The 26,826-nt window shown below is 58.9% G+C and carries 22 protein-coding genes; 11 read left to right on the forward strand and 11 right to left on the reverse strand.

All coding sequences use genetic code 11. From position 1 onward, the window contains the following. The first annotated feature begins 26 nt into the window (after positions 1-26). Positions 27-1,163 (forward strand): LLM class flavin-dependent oxidoreductase, encoded by a 1,137-nt coding sequence (locus RUH64_RS15885; RefSeq protein ID WP_313814698.1) that lies wholly within the window; start codon positions 27-29, stop codon positions 1,161-1,163. Then, a complete protein-coding gene (locus tag RUH64_RS15890) occupies positions 1,147-1,605 on the forward strand; it encodes a MarR family transcriptional regulator (protein WP_313814700.1) in 459 nt (152 codons plus the stop codon). The genes RUH64_RS15885 and RUH64_RS15890 overlap by 17 nt, the downstream gene beginning before the upstream one ends. 63 nt (positions 1,606-1,668) lie before the next feature. Here RUH64_RS15890 and RUH64_RS15895 read toward each other — a convergent pair whose 3' ends face one another. Beyond that, complete coding sequence (locus tag RUH64_RS15895) at positions 1,669-2,145, reverse strand: SRPBCC domain-containing protein (RefSeq protein WP_313814701.1); 477 nt, start codon at positions 2,143-2,145, stop codon at positions 1,669-1,671. Between the two features lie 119 nt (positions 2,146-2,264). Here RUH64_RS15895 and RUH64_RS15900 point away from each other — a divergent pair, with 119 nt between their 5' ends. Continuing rightward, the gene (locus RUH64_RS15900; protein ID WP_313814702.1) at positions 2,265-2,867 is read left to right on the forward strand and encodes a dihydrofolate reductase family protein; all 603 of its coding nucleotides are present in this window, start codon (positions 2,265-2,267) and stop codon (positions 2,865-2,867) included. Positions 2,868-2,880: 13 nt separating this feature from the next. Here the strand turns inward: RUH64_RS15900 and RUH64_RS15905 are convergent, their stop codons facing one another. Further along, entirely contained in the window at positions 2,881-3,390 is a 510-nt protein-coding gene (locus tag RUH64_RS15905; protein ID WP_313814703.1) for an N-acetyltransferase, read from the reverse strand. A gap of 913 nt (positions 3,391-4,303) precedes the next feature. Here RUH64_RS15905 and arcC point away from each other — a divergent pair. Together arcC and RUH64_RS15915 are read left to right on the forward strand one after the other, a co-directional pair. Beyond that, the gene (gene arcC / locus RUH64_RS15910; protein ID WP_313814704.1) at positions 4,304-5,266 is read left to right on the forward strand and encodes a carbamate kinase; all 963 of its coding nucleotides are present in this window, start codon (positions 4,304-4,306) and stop codon (positions 5,264-5,266) included. Between the two features lie 162 nt (positions 5,267-5,428). Beyond that, positions 5,429-7,084, forward strand: coding sequence for an MFS transporter (locus tag RUH64_RS15915; protein WP_396276072.1), 1,656 nt, complete (start codon positions 5,429-5,431; stop codon positions 7,082-7,084). A gap of 37 nt (positions 7,085-7,121) precedes the next feature. On the opposite strand, the gene RUH64_RS15920 is transcribed toward RUH64_RS15915, so the two are convergent. After that, a complete protein-coding gene (locus RUH64_RS15920; RefSeq protein WP_313814706.1) occupies positions 7,122-7,832 on the reverse strand; it encodes a TetR/AcrR family transcriptional regulator in 711 nt (236 codons plus the stop codon). Positions 7,833-7,927: 95 nt separating this feature from the next. Between RUH64_RS15920 and RUH64_RS15925 the strand changes: the two genes are divergently transcribed. Continuing rightward, positions 7,928-9,142, forward strand: a complete 1,215-nt coding sequence (locus RUH64_RS15925) for a glycosyltransferase (protein ID WP_313814708.1) — start codon at positions 7,928-7,930, stop codon at positions 9,140-9,142. A gap of 592 nt (positions 9,143-9,734) precedes the next feature. Here the strand turns inward: RUH64_RS15925 and RUH64_RS15930 are convergent. From RUH64_RS15930 to RUH64_RS15955, 6 genes are all read right to left on the reverse strand, one after another. Further along, positions 9,735-11,279, reverse strand: a complete 1,545-nt coding sequence (locus RUH64_RS15930; RefSeq protein WP_313814709.1) for a deaminase — start codon at positions 11,277-11,279, stop codon at positions 9,735-9,737. A 141-nt stretch (positions 11,280-11,420) separates the two neighbouring features. Continuing rightward, positions 11,421-12,563 carry a cysteine desulfurase family protein gene (locus RUH64_RS15935; RefSeq protein WP_313814710.1) on the reverse strand — a complete coding sequence of 381 codons (1,143 nt, stop codon included), beginning with the start codon at positions 12,561-12,563 and terminating at the stop codon, positions 11,421-11,423. Further along, entirely contained in the window at positions 12,560-13,444 is an 885-nt protein-coding gene (gene nadC, locus RUH64_RS15940) for a carboxylating nicotinate-nucleotide diphosphorylase (RefSeq protein WP_313814711.1), read from the reverse strand. Before nadC ends, RUH64_RS15935 begins: the two co-directional genes overlap by 4 nt. Next, positions 13,441-15,039 (reverse strand): FAD-binding protein, encoded by a 1,599-nt coding sequence (locus RUH64_RS15945; RefSeq protein ID WP_313814712.1) that lies wholly within the window; start codon positions 15,037-15,039, stop codon positions 13,441-13,443. Before RUH64_RS15945 ends, nadC begins: the two co-directional genes overlap by 4 nt. Further along, complete coding sequence (nadA, locus tag RUH64_RS15950; protein ID WP_396276073.1) at positions 15,036-16,304, reverse strand: quinolinate synthase NadA; 1,269 nt, start codon at positions 16,302-16,304, stop codon at positions 15,036-15,038. The genes RUH64_RS15945 and nadA overlap by 4 nt, the downstream gene beginning before the upstream one ends. A gap of 89 nt (positions 16,305-16,393) precedes the next feature. Further along, the gene (locus tag RUH64_RS15955; protein WP_313814714.1) at positions 16,394-17,119 is read right to left on the reverse strand and encodes an NrtR DNA-binding winged helix domain-containing protein; all 726 of its coding nucleotides are present in this window, start codon (positions 17,117-17,119) and stop codon (positions 16,394-16,396) included. Between the two features lie 129 nt (positions 17,120-17,248). Between RUH64_RS15955 and RUH64_RS15960 the strand changes: the two genes are divergently transcribed. Together RUH64_RS15960 and RUH64_RS15965 are read left to right on the forward strand one after the other, a co-directional pair. Then, the gene (locus RUH64_RS15960; protein WP_313814716.1) at positions 17,249-18,016 is read left to right on the forward strand and encodes an alpha/beta hydrolase; all 768 of its coding nucleotides are present in this window, start codon (positions 17,249-17,251) and stop codon (positions 18,014-18,016) included. Between the two features lie 61 nt (positions 18,017-18,077). Then, a complete protein-coding gene (locus RUH64_RS15965; RefSeq protein ID WP_313814717.1) occupies positions 18,078-20,201 on the forward strand; it encodes a P-loop NTPase fold protein in 2,124 nt (707 codons plus the stop codon). 350 nt (positions 20,202-20,551) lie between these two features. On the opposite strand, the gene RUH64_RS15970 is transcribed toward RUH64_RS15965, so the two are convergent. Further along, a complete protein-coding gene (locus RUH64_RS15970) occupies positions 20,552-21,331 on the reverse strand; it encodes a helix-turn-helix transcriptional regulator (protein ID WP_313814718.1) in 780 nt (259 codons plus the stop codon). A gap of 85 nt (positions 21,332-21,416) precedes the next feature. Between RUH64_RS15970 and ilvD the strand changes: the two genes are divergently transcribed. Continuing rightward, a complete protein-coding gene (gene ilvD / locus RUH64_RS15975) occupies positions 21,417-23,327 on the forward strand; it encodes a dihydroxy-acid dehydratase (protein ID WP_313814719.1) in 1,911 nt (636 codons plus the stop codon). Positions 23,328-23,534: 207 nt separating this feature from the next. Here ilvD and RUH64_RS15980 read toward each other — a convergent pair whose 3' ends face one another. Continuing rightward, positions 23,535-24,314, reverse strand: coding sequence for an alpha/beta hydrolase (locus tag RUH64_RS15980; RefSeq protein WP_313814720.1), 780 nt, complete (start codon positions 24,312-24,314; stop codon positions 23,535-23,537). 213 nt (positions 24,315-24,527) lie between these two features. Between RUH64_RS15980 and RUH64_RS15985 the strand changes: the two genes are divergently transcribed. Further along, positions 24,528-26,030, forward strand: a complete 1,503-nt coding sequence (locus RUH64_RS15985; protein WP_313814722.1) for a fumarylacetoacetate hydrolase family protein — start codon at positions 24,528-24,530, stop codon at positions 26,028-26,030. Beyond that, on the forward strand, positions 26,030-26,689 hold the full coding sequence (locus RUH64_RS15990) for a GntR family transcriptional regulator (protein WP_313814724.1): 660 nt from the start codon (positions 26,030-26,032) through the stop codon (positions 26,687-26,689). Before RUH64_RS15985 ends, RUH64_RS15990 begins: the two co-directional genes overlap by 1 nt. Positions 26,690-26,826 lie beyond the last annotated feature (137 nt).

Below are 26,826 nucleotides of genomic sequence, written 5' to 3' on the forward strand. Positions count from 1 at the left end.
GTTCTCATCGATTCACAGGAGTAGGCATGCAGTTCGGAGTATTCTCAGTCAGCGACATCACCCGCGACCCAACCACCGGCCGCGTACCCACCGAGAAAGAACGCATCGACGCCCAGGTGGCCATCGCCAAAAAGGTCGAGGAAATCGGCATGGACGTCTACGCCATCGGCGAGCACCACAACAAGCCGTTCTTCTCCTCATCCCCGACCACGACGCTGGCATACATCGCGGCGCAGACCGAGCGCATCATCTTGTCGACCACGACGACGCTGATCACCACCAATGATCCAGTGAAGATCGCCGAAGACTTTGCCATGTTGCAGCACCTGTCCAACGGACGCACCGACATCGTGCTCGGCCGCGGCAACACCGGCCCGGTCTACCCATGGTTCGGCAAGAACATCCAGGACTCGGTCAACCTGACCGTCGAAAACTACAACCTACTGCGCCGGTTGTGGGACGAGGAGGTAGTGAACTGGGAAGGCAAGTACCGTACTCCCCTGCAGAACTTCACCTCGACCCCTCGCCCACTCGATGATGTGGCGCCATTCGTGTGGCATGGCTCGATCCGCACCCCGCAGGTCGCTGAAATCGCCGCCTACTACGGCGACGGCTTCTTCGCCAACAACATCTTCTGGCCAAAGGAGCACTACCAGCAGCTAATCGGCCTGTACCGCGAGCGCTACGAGCACTACGGCCACGGCCGCGCTGATCAGGCAATCGTCGGCCTGGGTGGACAGTTCTACATGGCCAAGGATTCGCAGCAGGCTGTCAAGGAATTCCGCCCCTACTTCGACAACGCCCCGGTCTACGGCCACGGCCCATCGCTGGAGGACTTCACCGCGCAGACCCCGCTGACCGTCGGTTCCCCGCAGCAGGTCCTGGAGAAGACCCTGAGCTTCCAGGAGTACTTCGGCAACTACCAGCGCCAGCTGTTCTTGGTCGATCACGCCGGCCTGCCGCTGAAGACCGTGCTGAATCAGCTCGACCTCTTCGGCGAGTACGTGCTGCCGGAACTGCGCAAGGAGATGGAGTCGCGCGCCCCGGCCGATCTGACGCCGGCACCGACACATGAAGGCCTTGTCGCAGCCCGTCAGGCTAAACTTGAAGCCGAAAAGGCAAACGCACCAAAGGAGCCTGAAGTCAGTGACCGCGACCAGTAAACCGACAGCGTCCCTGAAGGTCACGCTTGACTCTTGGGAATCGTTGTTCAGGGCGCAGGTTGCGGTGATGCGCAAGATTTCGGCCATGGAAGAGTTCAACTCGCTGTCCATGCGCGAATACGATGTACTCTTCAACCTTCGGTTCTGTCCCGGCGGACGCAGCCGGCTGGTGGACCTGAATCAGAACCTGCTGATTTCTCAACCGAGCCTGAGCCGTATGGTCACGCGTTTGGAGGACAAGGGGCTGATCACCCGCGAGTCGGATCCCGACGATCATCGAGCACTATTGCTTTCGTTGACCGACAAGGGTTTGGCATTGCAGCAGGAAATCGGCCGCCAGCATGCAAAGCATCTGCATGAACTTCTTGGCGAAGCACTGAGCGAAGAAGAATTCGAACACCTGTATCGGCTGACTACCAAACTGCGCGACGCAGTGGCCTAGGCAGCACAAATAGCATTGGGCTGGGGAACGTTGAGTTCCCCAGCCCCATGCTTGTTTCAGCGTCTATTTGTGGAAGCCCTCGCGCAGATTGATTCCATACTCCACCCAGCATTTCATCGCCGCGAGCATCCCCGTCCACCCCTCGCAATTGCCAAAGGCAGCCTTTGCTCCCGAAGCGTTGGGGTTCCATGATGATTCGGCGATCGTCACCTTGGTTCGGGTGCCGTCGTCAACCTCGGCGAATTCGAAGGTCACCGTATTCATTCCGTCGGTGCTGAGGGTTTCATTGCCTCCCCACTGGAACACCAGCTTTTCATCCTGCACCGCGTTCAAGACCCGCACCGGGAATGCACCGGGGAAATCATGGAAATCCCAGGTGACGGTGGCTCCTGATTCCATACGCCCCTGAGCGCCGCCGGTGGTGAAATACTTTGACAGCTGGTCGGGGTCCGCCACCGCTTCATAAACTTCGTGCCGGGGTTTGGAGAGGTGTCCATTGATGCTGAAGGACAATTCGGTCAGTTCTGGTTTGTCGCTCACATTACGTTTCTACCCCGGCAGAGCCGAGCCAACAAGATGAGTTGCAAGATTCTCAGCCATCACAGGTACTGCAACTGCTATCCTGACGCCACCGGAAGTCCAGTGTTCAGGGGAAAATCATGGGTCGAGTAGTTTGCGATGTCACGATGTCAGTCGATGGTTTCATCGCCGGTGAAGGGCAGAGCCGCGAAGAACCGCTGGGCCGCGGCGGAGAGCAATTGCACCGGTGGCAGTTTGAAGGAACATTAGAAAACGCCAGTGAACGCGAAGCTATCGTTGATGCCGGAGCATTCATCATGGGCCGTCACATGTTCGGCCCACAGCCGGGCGAATACCCAGAAGCATGGAGCGGCTGGTGGGGCGAAAACCCGCCCTACCATGCCCCGGTATTCGTGCTAACCCACCACGCGCGTGATCCCCTGGTGATGCAGGGCGGCACAGTATTTCATTTCGTGGAGCAAGGCATCCATGAGGCGTTGCTTCGTGCGACTGATGCCGCGGGTGATCGCAACGTTGCGATAGCCGGTGGTGCGTCCACAATTAACCAGTTTCTCGCCCAGTCGCTGATCGATGAGTTGAGGCTCCATATCGCGCCGATAACACTCGGTGCGGGTGAACGACTCTTTGTGAACATGCCGCCGCTTTCGCTGCATCCAGTTTCTTCACGCACCACAGATCTGGTGACGCATGTCGTCTACCACAAGGTGGCCCAATCCAAGTAGGTATCTGGGCTGATTAGCAGCCGAAGGGTTCGGCGTAGCGGTAATCGCCGGCAGGAAGGTTGTCCTTATCGAAGACCCGCACCATGAAATGTTCCTGCCATCCGGGGTCGCTGGGGTGAATCCCATACTCGGTCGCGGTCTCATAGCCGAAACGATGGTAGTAGGCGGGCGATCCCAGTAGGACAATTCCGCTGAGCCCGGCCTCCTGGGCGGCGTCATGCATCTGCTGCATGAGGATCGATCCCACGCCTCGATGTTGATACTCCGGAGCGACGGCTATGGGCCCCAGACCCAGCAACGGCTCTTGACCAACGCTCCCCCAGGTCGCAATGACGTGGCCGATTACAGTAGCTCCGTCGCGGGCAATGATTGAAAACCGAGAGTCGTAACCGTCGCAGTCAAAAAGCTGCTGCAGCAAACCGACTTCTTCTGGTTCCACCATTGGATCCAGTCCGGCAAAGGCAGCGTGGGTGACCGCGTACACTGCGGCTCGGTCATCATAAACTTCCGGACGAATCTGCATGTTGGCAAACCTACCAAATCCGGAAAGACTTCTAAAATTCGTTGGCAGGTGCTGGCGATAGGATTCCTTCCCGCGTTCCTACGATCATTCTTCAGGTCATTTGCGCATTAAGTAGTATCTCGGTCAATTCTCAGTTACTTCTCGCGCAGCGAATATTCATTTCGTATGACTAAAAAGTTGCCTTATCTTGCCAACGGTGGTGCAATTTCGGATCTCCCTCGGCCGCTATCGAAGATTTTTCGTGAGCGGGGCTCTGTTAACAACAACTGCCTTCCTTCGGCGCGCGCAACGTCGGCCACTAGGCACGCACGCTACACGCAAATGAGCAGCGCAACCTATCATCGGGCGCCTATCTCCGGTAGCCATCAGGTCAGCACAGTTAAGTGTGGGGGTACGTAGTACATTCACAGCGGAACACCGCAACCCGCCGCGATGAAGTGTGGTACGACGGCCGTTGGACCTGGACATGGTTGACCAATCACAGCAAGCCGCAACGCGAATTCGATAACTATTAATTCATCAGTTCATAGTGGGTGACCTTCACCTACATGAAGACTGCCCACACTTGATCTTCCGCCGCACCGCGTTCGATTCGGGGTAATTCATCGACCATTCAGTTCCTGAACTCTCATTGGCAACCTTGCGAACGTACTGGCATGAAGTGAAATTTAACAGCAGAATCTCGTATTATGGAAAGGAATTATCAGAAGCATGGACTTGGATGAGCTCCAACTTGGGCAAACCGACATACTGCGACTTGGTGCTGGGGATGAGAAACTTTCGCTAAATCCCTGCAATTACTGCTGGTCCTCCTCCAACAGATCAGCCGATCCAGCAGGATAGTTCCACCCCATAATCAATCGGCACATCAGCGGCGCCGCACAGGGTTCTGCTGCGATCCAGAAGGAAAATTATGCGCATAGTGATCGCCTTGGGAGGCAACGCATTAGCCCGTCGCGGCGAACCCATGACGGCTGAAAAGCTTCGCGCCAATGTCCGCTCCACCTGCCAATCGCTGGCGAAACTAGCCGGCGAACACGAACTGGTCATCACCCATGGCAATGGACCACAGGTCGGGCTACTGGCATTGCAGAACCTTGCCTACAAGGACGTGCCCGCCTACCCTTTGGATGTTTTGGGCGCCGAAAGCCAGGGCATGATCGGCTATGTAGTGCAGCAGGAGCTGTCCAACGCATTGGATTCGCAGCGCGAAGTCATTACGTTGCTGACCACCACGATTGTTAATGAAAACGATCCCGCTTTCGAGCATCCAACCAAGTTCGTTGGCCCGACCTACGCCGCAGAAGAAGCCGACGCAGTCGCCGCGGAGCACGATTGGATCATCGCCCGCGATGGGAAAGCCTTCCGCCGGGTAGTCCCCTCGCCCGAGCCTCTGCGCATCGCACAGGCCTCAATCGTTTCGCTGCTGTTGGACAACGATAAGATCGTCGTCTGCGCCGGCGGCGGCGGGGTGCCGGTGCGCGCGGCGGCAGATGGGGGTTTCGAGGGCGTACAAGCGGTGGTCGACAAAGACCTTGCCAGCGCGGTGCTTTCCGCCGAGCTCCAGGCAGACCTGATGATCATCCTCACCGACGGCGACTACGCAGCCAAGGACTGGGGCACCGATACCGAACGCTCAATCTTTGCCGCCACCCCGGAGGAAATCTCCAAGCTTCGCTTCCAAGAAGGCTCCATGAAGCCTAAGGTCAATGCCGGAATCCGTTTTGCCCAAGCCGGAGGCAAGGTGCTCATTGGACCGCTGGGCCAGATCGACGAACTGCTGGCCCGCAAGGTGGGCACCGAAATTTCAAATGACATAGTCGGAGGCATTGTCTGGGTTGATGAACACCTCTCGGAAGCCGCTGCATCCTGCTGACCGCCTCGAAACCCGCGCGCACCGGGCGCCGCCGAAGACTGCCGCAGCAGGCATTCAACCAAATGGTTGATCCCCCGCGGCCTGGCAGGCAATAGGCTCGTTAGCAACGGGCACCGCAGAAAAGAGCAGGCAGATGCCCTCCCGAGGAAAAGGGCACGAGCAGTGAACATCGATAAAGTGCGGCGCGGTGCGCAGGATGCGCCCGATCCGGCAGCCAAACACCGTTGGGCGGCACTGGGCATCTTGGCCGCGGGCCTGGGCCTGGTAGTCCTTGACGGAACAATCGTCGGCGTCTCGCTGCCCACGATTATTGCCGACATCCACCTGGACTTGGGCGACGCGCAATGGGTCAACAGCCTCTACGCGGTGGTGCTGGCGGCCCTGCTGCTTTCGGCCGGAAACCTTTCGGATCGCTGGGGCCGCAAGAAGCTGTTCCTCGCCGGCATTGTGGTGTTCATGGCCGGTTCGCTGCTGGCGGCAAATGCAGCCGCCGCCGGCCCGTTGATTTCCGCCCGCGCCATCCAGGCGGTGGGCGCCGCATTCATCATGCCAGCCACCCTGTCTACAGTGAATTCGATGTTCCGGGGCAAGGAACGGGCTGCGGCCTTCGGCGTGTGGGGTGCAGTCATCTCCGGCGCCGCGGCGATCGGTCCGCTGGCCGGCGGCCTGCTTACCGAGTACGCCTCCTGGCACTGGATTTTCCTGGTGAACCTGCCTTTGGGCGCCATCTTGCTGGTGCTCTCGATATTCTTCGTCCCGGAAACCAGGGGCCGGGTGCCCGGACGCGGCGTGGACGTAGACGGTGCATTGCTCAGCTCGCTGGGCATGGGCGCCCTGGTCTTCGCCATTATCGAAGGACCAGAGGCAGGCTGGATCACCCCGAGCGCCGAACTGAAAATCGGTTCGTTCATCTGGCCCGCCGACGCCCCGGTGTCCTTGGTGGCCATCGCACTGCTGGTCTCTGCAGCGGCGCTGACGCTGTTCATTTTCTGGGAGCGGCACCGAGCCCGCATCGGCCGCTCGGCCCTGTTGGAACTGCGATTGTTTGAACACAAGACTTTTTCCTGGGGCAACCTCACCGCCGCCAGCGTCGCCATCGGCGAATTCGCGCTCCTGTTCGTGCTGCCGTTGTTCCTGGTCAACGCCCTGGGACTGAGCACCCTGCAGGCTGGATTCATTCTGGCGGCCATGGCACTGGGCGCCTTCGTTTCCGGGGCAGCCGCTCGACATCTCGCCGCCCTCCTCACCCCTGCCGGCACCGTCCTGCTGGGACTGGGGATAGAAACTGCGGGCGTCCTCATCCTAGCCCTGCTGCTCAGCGCAGAGGTGTCGGCCTGGGCCATCGCCGCCACACTCGTGTTCTATGGCCTGGGCCTGGGCCTGGCTTCGGCGCAGCTGACAGGTACAGTGCTGGCGGAGGTACCGGTGCAGATTTCCGGTCAGGGTTCGGCGACGCAAAGCACCGTTCGTCAGATTGGCTCTGCGCTCGGCACCGCGATTTCGGGTGCCGTGCTCTCCGCGGCGCTGGCCGTCACGCTGCCTGCGCGGCTGGATGATTCGTCGGTTCCAGCAGCTCAAGCTTCCCAGCTGGCCGAGGCCACCCGGCAGAGCGCAGGAACTACCATCTCTCAATTGCGGGTCCAGCCGCCTGCCGGCGTTGATCCGTCTTCGGCCATCGATGCACTCTCCGCCGGTTTCGCCGACGCCACGCGATGGTCCATGTTGGCTGCCTCGGTCTTTCTTCTCCTCGGCGCGGCAGGTGCCTGGCGGCTGCTGCGTGCACAGCAAACCTCGCAGCGGCTCGCGGCCCGCGCCTAGGGCACGATCCGCCGACCGCTGCGGCATGACCCGATCCCTAGGAATCGACCAGCCCTGCACCATCGAGGTAGGTGCCGATGATCTGGTGGAAGACGTCATCCGGGTTGTCGCTGAGCTGTTCTTCGCTCATGACCGCAGCCAAGGCCGGATAATTACCGGTCGCCAGCACCTTGCTCACATAGACCGCACGACCGGCCGCATCGCTCGTCGTGCGCGAAACAGTCGACAGCTCGTTTTGCACAAAAGCCGAGGTAACAGCGGTGAGCATGGCAACCGTTCGCAGCTTGGCCGCAGCGTTCAACGACGTCTGACGCAGCGCAGCCAAGGCATGATCGAGGTAGGCCAGGGACTGGGGCCCCAGGGACGGTTGGGAAAGCAGCAATGGAGCCGACCACGGATGTTTCTTCATGATCCTCCGGCCTTGCTGCGCGAGGTCCAGCAGCACCCGTCGCGGCGAGGCATTGCCGAGCTTCGTCGTTGATAGTTCATACTCGCCGCTGATTGCGTCGAGCATTAACTCGACTAGCTCGTCATGAGATTTCACGTACCTATACAGCGAGGCCGCCCCCGAACCGATGCTGGAGGCCACGCGCCGGATGGACACGGCCTCCATGCCGTCTTCGTCGGCGATCTCGAGTGCCGCTCGCACAATTGAAGCGCGTGTATGCTCCGGCTGGCGGCCGGCGCGCGGCCGCTCGGAACGCAGCCAAATGTTTATCGGGTCGCTGGTTTCCATGACGCCAGGCACCTCCCTTTCACTCGCAACTTGTCCGCTGCTCCAGTCCAGTTTATCTTTAATTGCGAACACTGTTCGCAATTTAGCTGGATCAAGGTGATTTTTTCATGCGCGTACTCATGGTTGCCCCGGGAACCCGCGGCGATGTGGCTCCCATGGCGGGGCTGGGCAGCAGGCTGGCCCCGTTGGGCTTCGAGGTATCGATCGCTGCCAACCCGGCTTATGCCGATCTCGTTGCGGCCGCTGGCTGCGGTTACCGCGGGCTGCCCGGAGACATGGGGCCGTTGGTAATGCCGGCTCCTGCGGGACACAAGCCGTCGGCGGCGGACCTTCGCCGGTACTTCAACGCACTCGGTGAGTATATGGAGCTGGCCGCGAAAGGCACGCTCGCGGCCGCGCAGGCCGGAACCGATATCATCCTTGCAAATTCAGTTGCACCCTACGCCTACGACGTTGCCGAGGCCATGGAGGTTCCTGCCCTCGGCGCGCACCTGCAACCCATGGAGCCCAGCAGCGCCTATCCACCGGTGGTGTTGGGCAGCACCCGTAGCCTTGGACCGGTGGGCAATAAACTTCTCGGTTCCCTCATTGCTGCGGGCAAAGCCCCCTATGATGCACCGGCCGCGCAGCTGCGCCGCGAGCTGGGCCTGGGCAGGCTCTCGCGGCCCGCCGCCGAACGGCGGCGCAGAAGAGCCCACCAGCGAACATTGCACGGATTCAGCAGACACGTTCTCCCGGCGCCTCGCGATTGGCATTCGGGCCTCAGCGTCGACGGCTATTGGTGGGCTCCTGAAGACCAGAAGTTTTCGCCGACGAAGCAGCTTGAGCAGTTCATTGCCGATGGGCCGCCGCCGGTATTCATCGGATTTGGCAGCAGTCAAGCCTTGGACGCCGACTTCATGGTGTCTACGGCCCGCCGGGCGGGCGTCAGGGCTGTGCTGCAAGGAGTGGAGGGAATCGACGAACCCGACGTTCTGAGCATTGGCACCGTTCCTCACCATTGGCTCTTCGAGCAGATGGCCGCCGTCGTGCATCATGCGGGTGCGGGAACTACCGCCGCCGGGCTGCGGGCCGGAGTGCCTACGGTCGCCGTCCCGATCTTCACCGACCAGCCGTTGTGGGCCTCGCGGATTTTCAAGCTCGGCGCCGGACCGGCACCGGTGCCCTACAAAAATCTGACAAGCGAGGACCTGGCGGAAGCCATCAAGCTCGCGGTCGCCGACGAGAGCTACACCCTCGGTGCGCGAAGGATCGCCAGCCTGCTCAACGCGGAGGACTCGGTGACGCCGGTGATCGAAGCCCTGCGTGTAGCGCAGTTGTAGCCGACAGTAGGTTCTGTCGAATACTGCCAAACTACCACTCAGAACAAAAAAGATGATTCCGATTTTAGGTCAGCCGGAAGAACCAACGAAACCCACGAAAGCGGCTCGCATCTAAAATTCGATACTCAACACAAGTTCAACGCCTCCCGCAATCATGGCGAATTGATGGATCGCTTGGGCCAAACCCTCCATGCGAATTGCCTTCAGTTAGTCTTAGATAATGAATACGGCATGGCGCTTCCAAGGTAGCATCATGGTTGAAAAGCTTGAGGGGCCAAATCGCTTATATTCGATGTAGGCTCATTGATCCCTAGAGCCGATACTGCGATAAATGCAGTTGATACAAACGTTGCAAGCGTAATTTGACCTCAAATCCCCTTAGTTGAAATAAACAATCGCAAAGCTGGCATCAAGATTGCACTTCCACATGCGCGCTTCATCCAGCCCCGCTAGATAGAAAACCAACACGCCCTTCGAGCGCGATTCAAAAGAGGAAAGTATCCCTCGACCAATTCAAATAGCAATAAATAATAGTAATCAATTTACCAATTCGCGCAATTCCGATTATTGTCGCTTCTGGCATATTTCTACCTTAAATATCCTTAGCTTTCGTTACAAGCTTCCTAATATCCATTTCCATTACTCCTTCAACATTTGCAACCCGATTCTCAAATGCTGAAATCACGCGGAATTCTGCCGCAATGGAGTCAATCTCAATTTCGGATCTTGAGTTTCTAAAAGTCAGATCTGACTTATTAAACCATTTGAATGCCCCATCGCTGTCACGTTCACGATTGATCATCGTAAAGAGTCGCTCGAACACGCGGTGCGACGCTCCCTTGAATCGATCAACTCGAATGCGACCACCCGATTCAACCCCTTCAAAAGATAGTGATTTTCCATACATGTTCACAGCTAATGATTTCGGATAGGGCTCGACGTATACAATCCGCGATATGCCTGAAGCAATTATCAATCGCATACACATATGGCAAGGGAAAGCCGTCACATAGATGGTGGAACCGACAAGCGCTCTGCCGTTCCTGGCAGCATCAGTTATCGCTGACATTTCGGCATGAGTTATTCTGCCAAATTCTATCAACGAGGAAACTCGTTTTTTATTTAGCTCGCCGTCGGCCTCTGCAGAAATTTTGTTAAACCTAGTTTCGCTGTTTAAAACCAATAAGTCAGATCGCAATACACCTGCCTCCGACAGAGCATCAAACACTTCTTGCAATACAACTTTCAGATACTTCTTATTATTGTCCCTACCGAATTGAAAATCTCGGTAATCGTTAGAGTCACCGTTCCAATATTGACCACCGCCAGGCTTGGGAACTTCATTTGTGCCTGAACAAATTATGTCACCTTCAGAATTGGTAACTACCGCTCCAACCTGCCTGCCCGGATCAGAAGAACGAAGTGCACTAGCAAATGCGTGGAACATCGCCTGCTCATCTTTGCTTGGTGTTTCGAACGGCTTCCCAAAAAAGAGACCGACCATTCGCTTGGCGTCCGAAACAAGGCTTGCCCCAATCTCAAGGTAAAAGTCGGCCAGTTGATTCGTCTTTCGCACATTCTGACCAAACTCTGTTCCCGAACTTTCATCACGAGATATTAGTGCAGAGGCTTCAGCCTCAGGCTCTGTAATTTCCGGACTTCGACTCCTAATCTGCTGTTCTAAACTTTCACGTCTAGATTCCTCTGCCTCACCGACAGAAAGCGAAACAAAATTGGATCCATACACTTTTCTTAGAAGCTCAACTTCATCCGGATGTTTTAGAGTCCGAAGAATCCAAGCTCTTTTTTCACCAGTAGAATCATCTCCAATTTTCTTGCGAGCAGCATGTATTCGAAAAATCGCAAGAGCAACAGCCGCATCGCCTGACTCCAAGGAAATACGAAGTTCATCACCTCTATCCATAAGTAGTCGAGCGATGCTCTTACCTTCGCTTGTCAGATTGGGGAAAACATCGAACTGTAGAAATGAACTTAGACGAAATACTTCACTTCTATAACCATACGCAGAAAGCTCTTTACTTAATACATTCGTAAGTTGTTCAACATCAGTACCGATTGGAGCTGTTATGCCAAAAATAAGATCGCGGGCTTGAGGAGTAAATGGTTCTAGCAACATGCACACATTCAATCTCAAGATCCAACAGAACTGCAAGTAGCTTCATTAAATTAAACTTGATTGTGCAGGACGATAGAATTCCACTAAAGATAGTGTTGCTTTTTGCAAAAATTTTTCAATCAGTTTAACTGTAGAAAATTTCTAAACCAGCAACTTTGAAAGAACAGCGATCACGGTGCTTGCCACCTGGCTGATCTCGTTTTCCTTCATGCCGCGGCCAAAGGAGAAGCGCACCGCGGTGTGGGCCAGCTCAGCTTCGTAGCCCATGGCGGTGAGCACCGGCGAGGGGTCGGTGGAACCGGCAGCACAGGCGGACCCGGAGGAGCAGAGCACTCCCTTGCGCTCAAGCTCGATCAGCACGGTTTCCCCGGCGGTCCGGGGGAAGACGAAGGAAACGATCCCGCCCACGCGCTGCTCGCGGTCCCCTGTCAGCTGCACGCTGCCGGGGAATTTCGACTCCAGGGCACCGGTGATGCGGTCGATCAGGTATCCAGCGAAGCCGTCGCCCAGCCCCTGGTCGTGCTGTTGTGCACACAGCTGCAGGGCCACGGCAATGCCCACCGCGGCGGCGGGGTTTTCGGTGCCCGAACGCATGCCCGACTGCTGTCCGCCGCCATGCAGCAGCGGGACAAAGCGGTGCCTTGCCGACAGGTACAGTGCACCGCTGCCCTTGAGCGCGCCGAGCTTGTGCCCGGAAATGCTCAGCGCATCAACCACCTGCGCCAGCGACGCAAGATCAAGCCATCCCGCGGCCTGCACCGCGTCGGTGTGCATCAATGCCCCCGCCGCATGGGCCAGCGCCGCGATCTGCACCACCGGTTGAACGGTGCCGACCTCGTTGTTCACCGCCATCACCGAAACCACCGCCACGGAACTGTCGATCAGCTCTCTGGCGGCGTCAAGATCCACGATGCCTTCGTGGGTGACAGGGATGACGCGCAGGGTGAAGCCGTGGAACGCCACCAGGTAGTTGCAGGCTTCGAGCACCGCTGGATGTTCGATGGCGCTGGCCACCACTACCCTGCCGCGCGGGTTGCCCAGCGCGCCGCCGATCACCGCGGTATTCGCCCCCTCGGTGCCACCGGAGGTGAAATAGATTTCCTCTGGCGCTACACCAAAGGTGGCCGCCACCTGGGTGCGGGCCCAGTCAGCCGCGCGCTTTGCCTGGTGTCCCGCCTCGTGGTGCGAGGCGGGATTGCCGAAGTCCCTGGTCAGCAGCGGGCTGATCATGTCCAGCACCTCTTGGCGCGGCGGCGCGGTGGCGGCGGCATCCATGTAGATCATGCAACAACCATATCCAGTCCAAGGTCGATCGCCTGCACCGAGTGGGTGATCGCGCCGGAAGAAATGACGTCCACCCCAGCCTCGGCCACGGCGCGCACGGTGGAGGCGTTGATGTTGCCGCTGGCTTCAACGAGGGCACGCCCCGCGATCAGCTCGATGGCCGCCGGGATGTCGGCCGGGTCGAAGTTATCCAGCATGATCACATCCACCCCCGCTTCCAGCACCGCAGGCAGCTGCTCGATGGAGTCGACTTCCACTTCCATGGCGGTGGTGTGGCCCAGCCGGGAACGCACATCCTTCAGCGCGGCGGTCAGCTCCGGGCCGTTTTCAAACAGGGCTAGGTGGTTGTCCTTGGCCATGAACGCCTCGGAGAGGTTGTCGCGGTGGTTCACTCCCCCGCCGCAGCGCACCGCATAGCGTTCAAGCACGCGCAGACCCGGGGTGGTTTTGCGGGTGTCGACGATGCGCGCCTTGGTGTGCGCCACCTCATCCACCAGCACCCGGGTGGCGGTGGCGATGGCGCTCATGCGCTGCAGCAGGTTCAACCCCACGCGCTCGCCGGTCAGGATGCCCGCAGCTGGACCGGTCACGGTCAGCAGGGTGTCGCCCGCCGCGAAGCGTTCACCGTCGGTGACCAGCTGCCGCACCTGGATGTCGGGGTTCACCTTTTCCATGGTGCGTGCGAACACCGTGGCCCCGGAGAGCACACCGGCCTGGCGGGCGCGCACCGCGCAGGTGGCGGTGGCCCCGGCCGGCACGATGGTGTCCGCGGTGATATCCCCGCGGGGATTGTCCTCGGCCAGGGCGAGGTCGAGGATGCGGTCGATGGCCGCCAGCGGGACGCCGTGAATGGTGCGGGCGGAGGTGGTAGTGGTGCTCATACGTGTTGTTCCTTGCTCAAAATGGTGGGCTGTAGCTGTTCGCGCTCCGGCAGCGTCCAGCCGAAGCGCACGCCCGGCGCGGGGATGCCCTCCGAATCCAGCCGGTGGTGGGCCCCGAGGCTCGCGCTGCGGTGCAGCGCCGCCTGGGTAATGAAGCGGGCGGCGGTCCAGAGGTTGCCGAGTTCCTGCTGGGCCCGACGAGTGGATGCCATCGGGGCGCTGCGGGACAGCAGTTCGGCGAACTCCTGCAGCGCGGCTCCCGTGCGGTAGACGCCGATGGCAGCGCTGGCCGAATGCTGCAGGCCCGCCAGATCCAGCGGGGCCTGGGCGTCGGCCGGCGGCAGCTGGGCCAGCCGAAGGCCACCGATCTGCGCGCGGGTCTGCACGTCGTCGCTCAGGGCCGCGTCCACGGCGCTGCGGGCGAAGACCATCGCTTCCAGCAGTGAATTGCTGGCCAGCCGGTTCGCACCATGCACGGTCGTGTTCGCGCATTCTCCTGCGGCGTAGAGCCCCGGGACGCTGGTGCGGCCGCGGTCGTCCGTGAAGATCCCGCCCATGAAGTAGTGCTGCGCCGGAACCACGGGGATCAGATCCGCCACCAGATCCAGCCCGGAGCCGGCAAGGGCCGCGGTGATCGACGGGAAGCGCCGGGCCAGGAATCCGCTCCCGCGTTCGGCGTCCACCGCACGGGCGTCTAGGTAGACCGTGCGCCCTGCCAGCAGCTGCTGGTGGATGCCGCGGGCTACCACGTCCCTGGGCGCCAGTTCCGCGTCGGGGTGCACCCGCCGCATGAAGCGTTCGCCGTCCTCGGTAACCAGCACCGCGCCTTCGCCGCGCACCGCCTCCGAGACCATGCCGGCGGAAGGGTAGCGCACCGGGTCGACGAGGGTCGGGTGGAATTGGACGAACTCGGCGTCGGCAATGACAGCTCCCGCCCGGGCGGCAAGGCCCAGCCCGTCGGCGGTGGCGCCGGCGGGGTTGGTGGTGGCGGAGAAGATCTGGCCGATGCCTCCGGTGGCCAGCAGCACCGCATCGGCGCCCAGCCGTTCTGCATTCCCCGCCAGCAGGTAGTTCACCGCGCTGACGCGCCCGAACTCATCGAGCTCAAGGTCGGTGGCCAGCGCCCGCTCGACGATGCTCAGTTCGCCGCGCTCAGCCAGGGAGCGCACCGAGGCGCGCAGGGCGTGAACCAGGCCGGCGCCGGTGGCATCGCCGTTGATGTGCAGGATGCGGTGGGCGCTGTGGGCCGCCTCCAACCCCAGTTGGAAGCCACCGTCATCCGCCAGGTCGAAGCCCGCGGCGTGCTCCACCAGCAGGTCCACCAGATCCTGGGCGCCGGCGCACATGAACTGCACCGGCGCTCGCCCGCAGTGCCCGGCACCCGCGGTCAGCGTGTCAGCCACATGGGCCGCCACCGAGTCGCCCGCCGCGATGGACTGGGAGGTGACCGCGGACAGGCCGCCCTGTGCCAGCTCGCTGTTCGAATCCCCCAGGCCGTCTTTGGTCAACAGCACCGGGTGCGCCCCGGCCGCGGCCGCCTGCACCGCGGCCATCAGCCCGGCCACGCCGGAGCCGATAATCGCCAGCGAGGTCATGGCCGTGCTGCCAGCATGCGTTCCAGGGCGATCTTGGCATCCCCCTGCTGGCTCTTGGGCACGGTGATCTGGTTGACGGTGCGCCCCGCCACCAGCTCCTCCAGCACCCAGGCCAGGTAGCCCGGGTGGATGCGGTACATGGTCGAGCACGGGCAGATCACCGGGTCAAGGCAGAAGATGGTGTGCTGCGGGTACTGGGCGGCCAGCCGATTGACCATGTTAATCTCGGTGCCCACCGCAAAGGTGGTCGGCTCGGTGGCGGCATCGATCGCGGCGCGGATGTATTCGGTGGAACCTGCCTCGTCGGCGGCGTCCACGACCTCCATCGGGCACTCGGGGTGCACGATCACGCGGACGCCCGGGAAGGTTTCGCGGGCCTTAGCGATCTGCGCCGGGGTGAAGCGCTTGTGCACCGAGCAGAACCCGTGCCACAGGATCACCTTGGCGTCCTGCAGGGCTTGGGATTCATTGCCGCCCAGCTCCTTGCGCGGGCTCCACAGCGGCATCTGCTCCAGCGAAATGCCCATGGCCTTGGCGGTGTTGCGTCCCAGGTGCTGATCGGGGAAGAACAGTACGCGGCGCCCGCGCTCAAAAGCCCACTCCAACACGGTAGCCGCATTGGAGCTGGTGCACACCAGTCCCCCGTTGCGGCCGACGAAGGCCTTCAGCTCGGCCGAGGAATTCATGTAGGTCACCGGGATCACTGGCACCTTGCCATCGGTGGAATCCTCGTCCTTGTAGAGCGCCATCAGCTCTTCCCAGCAGCGCTCGACGCTCGGGCCGTCGGCCATGTCAGCCATGGAGCAGCCGGCGGCGAGGTTCGGCAGGATGACCTGCTGGTGGTCGCCGGAGAGGATGTCGGCGGTCTCCGCCATGAAGTGCACGCCGCAGAAGACGATGGCCTCGGCCTTGTCGCGGGTCAACGCGGCATTGGCCAGCTGGAAGGAGTCGCCGATGTAGTCCGCGTACTTCACGATCTCATCGCGCTGGTAGTGGTGGCCCAGGATGACCACACGCTCGCCCAGGGTTTCGCGGGCCGCGGCGATGCGCTGATCCAGCTCCTCGTCGCTAGCCTGCAGGTAGCTTTCCGGGATGGTTCCCTGAACCGGGTAGTCGGCAGGAATTACATCTTCCTGGGAGGCGCCCGGACCGTAGCCGCCCGGGGTGTCCCACGGGCTGGAGTTCAGGTCCTTGGAACACGAAGACTCGGTGGCCAACAGGTTCAGGCGGGTGATGTTCTGCGCCACCGAGGCGCTGGAGTCCAGGAGGAATGCGTCGGTGAAGGTAGTGTCGGTGCTCATGTCAGGCCCCTTTCAGGGGTGGGAAATACTGCGTGTTTCAGTGTGTGGTGCCGCTAGTCCTGCAGCGGGTCGACTTCCAGTGGATCGGGCCCGTGGCCCACATAGCGGTAGAGCCGTGGCGGACGGTGCTTGCCGCCCGCCTGATACTCGTCGGTGGCCTCGATGCTTGAGGTCGAGTTCAACGTGCGCCTGAAATTCGCCGGGTCCAGCCTGCGGCCCAGGATCGCCTCATAGACCCCGCGCAGCGCGGCTAGGGTGAAGCGCTCGCCGAGCAGCCGGTGGGCGATCTGCCCGTATTCGGTCTTGTTGCGCAGCCGCCACAGCGCGTAGTCAACGATCTTGCGGTGGTCGAAGGCCAGCTGTGCGATGGCCGGATCGTCGATGTCGAACCAGGCGACGTTGGGATCCTGTACCGTCGCACCGACCTGGTCCACGTGCAGCAGCGCAAAGTAGGCGATGGTCACCAGCCGGTGCGTGGGCGACCGGTCGATATCCCCGAAGGTATAGAGCTGTTCGAGGTAGTTCGGCCGCAGTCCAGTAGTATCCGCAAGGGTCCGGCCCGCCGCCTGTCCCAGCGACTCGCGGGCGTCCACCGGACCTCCGGGCAAGGCCCACATTCCTGCGTGGGGTTGGCGGATGCGGCGTACCAGTGGAAGGCACAGCTTGTCCGGGCCGCCCTCGGTTCCCGGTCGGATGCCGAGAATTACGGTGGACACAGCCAAGGCGGGTGGCAGGTTGCGCCGCTCGTCCACATTGGCCCAGCTAGGTACAGATGTCATCTGCTCGTACTCGCTTCATAACGTCAGGTTCTTCGCGGCCCCACCGCGTTAGAGTCATTTTGACATTAAGTATGGTTCTGCGCCACCACAACAGGGCAAGAGGTACCAATTTAGCTTATGATCAGAGGCATGACCCTCGATCTTAACCATCGCGTAATCCGCACTAACACCGAGGTGAGCGGGCCATCCGTACTGCTCATTCACGGCTTCGCCTCATCCGGCGACCTTAACTGGGAACGGGCCCGCTGGACGACATATTTGAACGATCATGGCCGCAATGTCATCCTTATCGACCTTCCCGGACATGGGGAGAACCCCTTCCGCAACGACGGAAGCTGGGCGCCAAGCCAGATTCGCCAGGCGCTGGCAGCGATCGTGATCGAGCTCGACGAGGGTCCGGTAGACGTCTTGGGCTACTCGCTGGGCTCGCGCCTCGCTTGGGAATTCGCCGCATGGAACCCGGATCTGGTCAATCACCTAGTCATGGGCGGCCCCGGCGCCAACGACCTGCTGGCAGGCTTCGCGATCGAGCAGGCCCGCGACCACATCGCCACCGGCGCGGCAATTAACGATGAGCACTCGGAATCGATCTTCAAGATTGCCTCGGCTGAGCCGTCGAATGATCCAGAAGCACTCTTCCGCCTCATCGAGGGCATTAAGACCGAGCCATTCGACCCTGCAGCTAAGGTGCCGACGTCGCCGACTCTGCTTGTCGCTGGCGACCAAGACGATCTGGCTACCACCATGCCGCAGCTGCGCCGCCTGCTCAAGGACGCGGGCACCCGCAACGAGGTCCTCTGGCTCGCTGGCCGCAACCATGCGAACGCGGTGACCAGCCGCGAGTTCAAGGAAAAGGCTATTCAGTTCATTCATCCACGAAATCATTTGAGTCACTAAAACCTCATCTGAGAGCTAAAATTAGCTGTTTAGGCAATCCCAGTTACACCACCGAGGAATCATGACACGAAATTTCGATGAACCACTCAGTCCATCTGATGCTCGATTTAACGAAAAGTCAGTTTCTGATCTATACGAAAGAATTTTAGACTTCAAGAGCGTATCTAAAAGCGGAGTTATCTCAGTAACAGGAGAATGGGGCAGCGGAAAGACCAGTCTCGCTGAGGCTGCCGTGGAAAAACTGAAAACGAATCACTCTTGGCATACAGCAAAATTTGAGCCGTGGGCCTACCATGACTACACGTCAATGCTCGAGGGATTTTTTGCGACATTGACCGCGAAACTTAAAGCTGAAGGGATTCACCGTGGCGCTCGAAACGCTCTTTCGTCGCTTCTAGAAACAATCTCACCATATGGTGATTCCGTTAATTACCACGGCATTTCACTTGGATTGGCACTACGTACGACAAGCAAGGTACTTAGAAAAAGAGGGAGCTTATCGGATAGAAAGAATGAAGTTAATAAACAATTTAGCAAGTTTCAATACCCACTAATAGTAATCGTAGATGATTTGGACCGGCTTGATTCCACTGAGCTAGTTTCTTGCTTTAAGGTCCTAAGACTCCTAGGTCGAATCAATAATATCTACTACATCCTCTGTTACGACGAAATTATAGTAACGAACTTGCTATCAAAAACCGAGGCCGTTGGGACCGAAGACCCTACCTTGGCTAGGAAATATCTTGAGAAAGTTTCACAAATTAAGGTAGATGTACTAGAAATATTTGGAACAGAGCAGAGTAATTACTTTTTCTCAAGTGTGGATGATCTGAAAAATCTTTACCAAATTTCAGATCTTCTAGAAACTGATCGCCTGGAACAAATGTGGAGCATCAGACTCAACGAAGACCTCAAAACACCCAGAAGCATGAAAGTTTTGATGCTTAACATGCGCTCCTCCTGGAAATCCATTGCCAATGAAGTTAATTTTTGCGATTTCCTAATGACTTCATTTTTGAAGGAATTCTATCCGGAGTTACACAAGTTAATTAAATCAAATGCGGAAAACATTACTGGAACAAATAACAAACCGTACACCAAAGAAGATGTCAAAAGGTATCCGATAAGAGATTATTGGCATCAAGAATTGCAGAGACTTCGCATCAATTCTCCAGAGACAATGCTAGAATTTCTCGCGCTGTCATTCCCGTCCTTAGAGAATAGAGCGCAGAACCCTGGCCTTTGGTACTCACGCGAGATCCCCATCTACGAGCGTGACTACTTTGATCGATACTTTAGAAACATGCTCGCTGTAGACGAAGTTCCCGAAGTGAGTATTCTCGCTTATATTGAGGACGTTAATCAATCGGAAATGTGCGACAAGTCGCTGGTTGTATCAAATGCTCTCAGTCAAAACAGAACCGATGTAGCAAAGAAGATTGTGCGACATAAATTATTTCCGTCTTTCAACAAGCAAAAACTTTATTCAAGTCTAGTTTCTCTAAATTCTCATAAAGAAAACTTTGGGTGGTTGGCTCTTCGAAATAACGGATGTGGTGATATTCTATTCAACAATATTTTCGAAAGAAGCATATCATGGAGCTCCGAGCAGATAGCGCTTGAAGATTTGTTTGAACCAAATGTCCCTAAGGGATTGTTCGTATATTCAAGCCATTTGATTACAGACAAAGTATTGAGCAAGAGGCAGTGGAGAGACCCGAGGAATGCCGATGAAGACGATACGCAATTAGAAGAATTTCTTGTCAAGAAAATTGAAAACTCGTTGCAAGAACTATTTCAAATAGATCCTTTCCGCGCAGATCTTTCGATCCTATCGGGGCTATCAGCCTTAAACAATATCCGCTCTATTGACTACACTCGGAAATTCCTAAAAACTATATTGAACAACTCGCCTCTTTATACTCCAGCAAGGATCTTCCCGGCATTTCTAGGAATTCGCAGTACCAACGAATCAATGAATCGTCTGTCCGGCGTTTTTTCAATTAAAGAATTTTTGGATTTGATAACAACCTATTTTGAGGATGGCCTTGGCGAAGCATTCCCTCAGGCCATCTTGCATGAGCATGAGACTGACAATGTAAATATAGATTTTATTCCTCGGAGTTACCGAGAGTCACTTGATTTTATACAAACATACATTATTTCCAATTTTATATACGACTAGAATTTCATACGACCCTGGTATCGTTTTTTGTGAAATTCTGAATATCAATTAACAAAACCGAAATTGTCTTATTCAAATTTAGGTGGCATCCTTTAATTTGAAGAGTTATTCGTTTCTACTAAATTGGACACTCGCTCGATCATGGCAATTAAACATGTGAAAAGGGTTCAAATTTATTCATTAATTATCATGAAAAGCCGAGGCTCCACCAGTCATCGCAAGGACATTTCGTTCAGTTGGAGTTCTCCCAGACCAGAACGCTAAACTACGAGGTCGGTTTCAGTCTGACAACGGCTAAGAGCCGCCCTCCCACAATCAACGAGGCGGAACTCGTGAACCTAATATGGAATCTACAGCGGCGCATACATCAGCAAGGTCAGATCTGGAGCCTCCGCAGGAGTTAAGTTGTGCTGTTCATAACGAGTCAGCCCGAAACTCGGATGATTGAAAAGCCGCTCACGTGTCCCGAAACCTGCGACATTGCGCTGTTGCCATATTCTTGCGAACTCCTCCGAAGCCGCTGACACGCGGGCAACGATTCCGCGCTCCCCTGCCGGGTTGAGCCAGCCTCGGGTTTCAGCACGAAAGCTGCCAACGAAGCTACTGCTCTGCTCGTCCCAATCTGGCAGCATCTCTCGCAATTGAGCATCTGTAAACACCAGCCAGAGCAAATTGCGGTCTTCTTCGCTCACCGAATCAATCCGCGGGTAAAGCTGCGAATAGGCCTCATTCCAGCCGATAATCGCCCAGTCCTCCGACAGCAGGAAGGCAGGGAAGTTCAGTGCATCAACCAGCCGCTGCAAAGCAGGCGTCATCGGACTGGAAGTTGTCGGCGACATTTCGCCGTGGCCGCCGAGCGACAGTAAATAGGTCCTCTCCACCGGTGTGAGCCTGAAGAGACGCGCTAGCGACTCAAGCACCTGACGCGAAGGATTGATGTCTCTAGCCTGCTCCAACCACGTGTACCAAGTGACAGATACTCCAGCGAGGGTCGCGACTTCTTCTCGCCGAAGTCCTGCGACCCGGCTGCGCCCCATTTCCGGCAGCCCATGAGTTGCTCGATCGGCGCGGGCTCTGCGGTCCTTGAGAAACTCAGCAAGTTCCTTGCGCCGGCCTATTCCACTGTCCATTACTACCCCCTGCATTCATGGTAGTACCAGTAATAGTATTGACACCGTCTTCAGTGGAATACCAAAGATGTGATCTGATTAATCTATGACCACACTTCGTTCACATACCGTTACCCATGGCCGCAATATGGCAGGTGCCCGCGCCCTGTTCCGTGCAGCCGGCGTCAACGGCGCTGACCTCGGCCGCAAGCCGATCATCGCCGTCGCAAACAGCTTCACCGAGTTCGTTCCAGGCCACACCCACCTACAGCCGGTTGGCCGCATCGTCTCGGACGCTATTACCGAGGCTGGCGGTATCCCACGCGAATTCAACACCATCGCTGTGGACGACGGCATCGCCATGGGCCACGGCGGCATGCTGTACTCCCTGCCATCGCGCGACCTGATCGCCGACTCCGTGGAGTACATGGTCAACGCACACTGCGCCGATGCGCTGATCTGCATCTCCAACTGTGACAAGATCACCCCGGGCATGCTCATGGCCGCCCTTCGTTTGAACATCCCAACCGTCTTCGTCTCGGGCGGTCCAATGGAATCCGGCCGCGCTACCCTAGTCGACGGCACCGTGCGCACCCTTGACCTGGTGGATGCCATCTCTGAGGCAGTAAATGAGAACGTCTCCGACGCAGACATCCTGCGCATCGAAGAGTCCGCCTGCCCTACCTGTGGCTCCTGCTCCGGCATGTTCACCGCCAACTCAATGAACTGCCTGACCGAAGCCATCGGCCTCTCGCTTCCGGGCAATGGTTCCACCTTAGCCACCCACACCGCCCGCAAGGCGCTGTACGAGGACGCCGGCAAGCTGGTTGTGGACATCGCCAACCGCTACTACGGCGAATCCGACGAGTCTGTCCTGCCACGCAGCATCGCCACCGAGAAGGCCTTCGGCAACGCCATGGCACTGGACATTGCCATGGGCGGTTCCACCAACACCATCCTTCACCTGCTCGCAGCCGCCCGCGAGGCCGGCGTGGAGTTCGGCCTGGACGAGATCGATGCAGTCTCCCGCCGAGTCCCCTGCCTGTCCAAGGTCGCGCCTAACCAGGCCGGCAACGGCAAGACCTACTACATGGAAGACGTCCACCGCGCTGGCGGCGTGCCAGCCATCCTGGGCGAACTGCGCCGCGGCGGTCTGCTGGACGAAACCGTACACACCGTCCACGCCAAGACCATGGGCGAATGGCTGGACGAGTGGGATATCCGCAGCGGCAAGGCCAGCGAAAAGTCCTCCGACCTGTGGCATGCTGGCCCGGCAGGCATCCGCTCTTCCAAGGCCTTCTCGCAGTCGGTCCGCTGGGAAAGCTTGGACGTTGACGCCGAGAACGGCTGCATCCGCTCCGTAGAGCACGCTTACTCCGCCGACGGCGGCCTGGCAGTGCTGCGCGGCAACGTCGCCTTGGACGGCGCAGTGGTGAAGACCGCTGGCGTCGACCCATCGATCTGGACCTTCAGCGGCCCGGCAGTGGTCTGCGAGTCCCAGGACGAAGCGGTGGAGAAGATCCTGAACAAGCAGGTCAAGGCCGGCGACGTCGTGGTCATCCGCTACGAAGGTCCGAAGGGTGGCCCTGGCATGCAGGAAATGCTTTACCCTACCTCGTTCCTCAAGGGCCGCGGCCTGGGCAAGGAATGTGCGCTGATCACCGACGGCCGCTTCTCCGGAGGCACCTCGGGCCTGTCCATCGGCCATATCTCCCCTGAGGCAGCCTCCGGCGGCATCATCGCGTTGGTAGAAGATGGCGACATCATCTCCATCGACATCCCTACCCGCGATCTGACACTGAACGTCTCGGAAGAAGTTCTGGCTGAACGCCGTGAGCGTTTGCTGGCCACGACCGGCTACCGCCCGGCAAACCGCGAACGCGTAGTTTCCCCTGCATTGCGCGCCTACGCCGCCATGGCGTTGTCCGCCGACAAGGGTGCGGTCCGCGATGTGGAGCGCGTGGAACGTGCCATGCGCGAAGCCGACGAGCGTGAGGCCCTGGCCGCCAAGGCATAGTCGCCCGGCACAGTGCTACGGCCCTGGAACCACTCATCACCCGAATGGTTCCAGGGCCGCATGCGTTGCAGACAGAAGCGGATAGCATTCGTCTCCTCGCTTCCATACTCGAAACGCAAGGAAAAACTGCGTTGGCAGTTCAACTCTCTGAAAGTCAATGGTCCTGGGTATCCCGATTTTAGACGAACCTTAATCACCCAAAGGTGATCAAACTTCGCGGACAGCCTTGCTGATGATTCGGGCTGCCACCCTCCCCTGGGCCGGTGTGAGTTCATGAGGTCCGCGCGTGTGCTTGATCCGCACATGCTTCCGATTCTTCAGTTGAACCCGATTGGTATTGCCCCGGATAATAAAGAAGTCGAAGATCCCGTTGACGAAGACGGCCGGGATTTCAAGGCTGCAAGCCTGACGGTAACTGTCGAACTGCATGATCGTATTCTCAAGACTCTTGCGGTAGGCAGGCCAGGTTTCCTCGGTAATTTCCATGCCCCTAACGAAGGGCACGTATTCCTCTGCCAGCTGCCCACCTGCCTGTATGACTTCCGGTGAACGCTGCACCAATTCAAACATTGAAAAATAGAGCCCCTCGGATCGCAGCAAACTGCGCAATTTCCCGCCTCGCGGGGCATTCCGATACAAGGGTGCGCCAAAGAGCACGAGCTTGCGCACCAGTTCGGGATATCTTGTGGCCAGGTCTAGGGCGATATTGCAGCCCATTGAATGACCGACAACCACGATGTTTTCTAGTCCCAGCGACTTCAGCGTCGCGGCGATCGCTGAACTATGGTCTTCCAGCTTGTACTGGATATCGGGCTTGAGGGCATCGCCAAAGCCGAGCAGATCTACAGCAATGACGCGCTGCCGCGAATAGTCCAGGTGTTCGAGGACGAACTCCCAACTGGAGTGGTTGTTCCCCAAACCATGCAGCAACAGGACCGGATTGCCGGTACCTCGATCAATCTTCACCGGCAAGACGTACTTCGACATAGTGATGCCAGAATAGCAAAGAAGCACGTGGCAGCCGGAAAGGTACGTCATCACCTACCAACCTCGGCCCCGGGTCAGCAAGCAATTCAAAGGCAAAAAGCCGCAGGCGAACCAACGAGGAAAATGTTTGCGCGCTTGGCCTTGACAATGCCTGAGATCCCGAGCACACTGATCGTATACGATTTGATGTACGACGAAAGCGGGCACCCACCGATGAGCACTCCGAAACCGGTCACCGAGGAAACCTTCAGCCGGGCAGGCAAGGTTTTGGCCGTACACCTGAGCTACTCTTCGCGCGCGGCGCAGCGCGGCCGCACCCCGAAGTTCCCCAGCTACTTCATGAAGGCATCATCCTCCCTGGCAGTCTCCGGTTCAACCGTCGAGCGCCCGGCAGGCACCGAGCTGCTGGCCTTCGAAGGCGAAATCGCACTGATCATCGGCACCGAAGCCCGCCGTGTTTCGGTGGACGAGGCCTGGGGCTACGTCGGCTCGATCACCGCCTCCAATGACCTGGGCGTGCATGACATGAAGTACGCGGACAAGGGCTCGAACATCCGCTCCAAGTCCGGCGACGGCTACACCCCGATGGGCCCAGCCGCACTGGACGCCTCCACCATTGACCCTGCAAAGCTACGCGTGCAGACCTGGGTCAACGGTCAGCTTGCCCAGGACGCAGACACCTCCGAACTACTCTTCTCCTTCGCACAGATCGTCGCAGACCTCTCCCAGCAGATGACCCTCCAGCCGGGCGACGTCATCCTCACCGGCACCCCTGCAGGATCCACCGTGTTCTTCCCGGGCGACGTCGTCGAGGTGGAGGTCACCGACCTGCTCACCGGCGCCAGCACCGGAAAGTTGAAGACCACCGCAGTGGAAGGCACCGAGCCCTTCGCAGACTTCGGCAACCAGCCAAAGGTCTTGGAGAAGGATAAGGAAGACGCCTACGGCGACCGCGCCGCCGCGGGTCTGGAGCCGAAGCTGACCGGCAAGGAGGCGCTGACCCCTCAGGTTCGCGAACAGCTGGCCGCGGTGGCCACCGCAACCATCTCCGGCACCATGCGCAAGCTGGGCCTGAACAACGTGAACATCGAGGTTCCCGGTGCCACCAAGGGCATGCAGCGCGTGATCGGCACCGCCGCCACCCTGCGCTACATCCCGAACCGCGAAGACTTGTTCAAGTCCCACGGCGGCGGCTACAACGTCCAGAAGCAGGCCATCGACGCGGTCAAGGAAGGCGAAATTCTGGTCATGGAGGCCCGCGGTGAGACCGGCGCCGCCACTCTGGGCGACATCCTCGCCCTGCGCACCCAGCAGCTGGGCGCCGCGGCCATCATCTCTGACGGCGGCGTGCGCGACCTAGACGCGGTGACCAATTTGGAGATCCCGGTCTTCTACAACGGCGCCCACCCGGCGGTGCTCGGCCGCAAGCACGTGGCCTGGGACCGCGACATCACCGTGGCCTGCGGCGGCGTCTCGGTACAGCCGGGCGATGTGATCGTGGCTGACTCCGACGGCATCGTCGTCATCCCGCCGGCCATGGTGGCCCAGGTGGCGGCCGCCGCGGTCGCCACCGAGGAGAACGACGAGTTCATCTTCGAAATGGTCAAGCGCGGCCACGGCATCCAGGGCCTGTTCCCGATGAACGCCGAGTGGAAGGCCAAGTTCACCGCGTGGAAGGAAGCAGGCAAGCCGGAGCTGGATACATGGGAGCTGTAATGACCGCCTCCAAGTCCGAGCTGGCCTATCAGCTGGTCTCCGAACGCATCACCAACGGCGCCTACTCCCCCGGCTACCGCCTGGTCCTTGGCACCATCGCCGAGGAGCTTGGCTGCTCGGTGGTCCCGGTGCGCGAGGCGATCCGCCGGCTGGAGGCCGAAGGACTGGTGCACTTCACCCGCAACGTCGGCGCCACCGTGGCCCATGTGGACTCGACGCTATACCTGCACACCATGCAGACGCTGATGATCATCGAACCTGCAGCCACCGCCCTGGCCGCCGATGCGATGGATGCCGCATGGCTGGCCAAGGCGCGGGAGCTGAACGACAACATGCGCCAATGCCTTGAGGACTTCGACCCGGTGGCCTTCACCCGAATGAACACCGAGTTCCACCAGCTGCTCTACGGCCAGTGCCCCAACCCGCACATCCTGGATCTGGTGCAGCGCGGCTGGCGCAGGCTCGCCGCCATGCGCGCCAGCTCCTTCACCCACATCCCCAATCGGGCCAAGGCCTCGGTACAGGAGCACGACGCGCTGCTGGATTTGATCGCAAGCCACGCCACCCCGGCCCAGATCGAAGCCGCGGCCCGCGAGCACCGGGCCAACACCCTGAACGCCTACCTGCTGGCCGCGGGAATGCCGCCCAGCGTCATCTAATACCACCCACGTTTCACCCGAATCTGCACGACCAAACATTCCGCACGAAAGGAAATGCCCGCTGATGAGCAAGCACTTCGTCCCAGAAAACCTGCCGGCCAAGATCCAGCACTACATCAACGGTGAATTCGTCGACT

Origin of the sequence: Glutamicibacter sp. (assembly GCF_032154645.1) — a bacterium.
Classification (GTDB): domain Bacteria; phylum Actinomycetota; class Actinomycetes; order Actinomycetales; family Micrococcaceae; genus Glutamicibacter.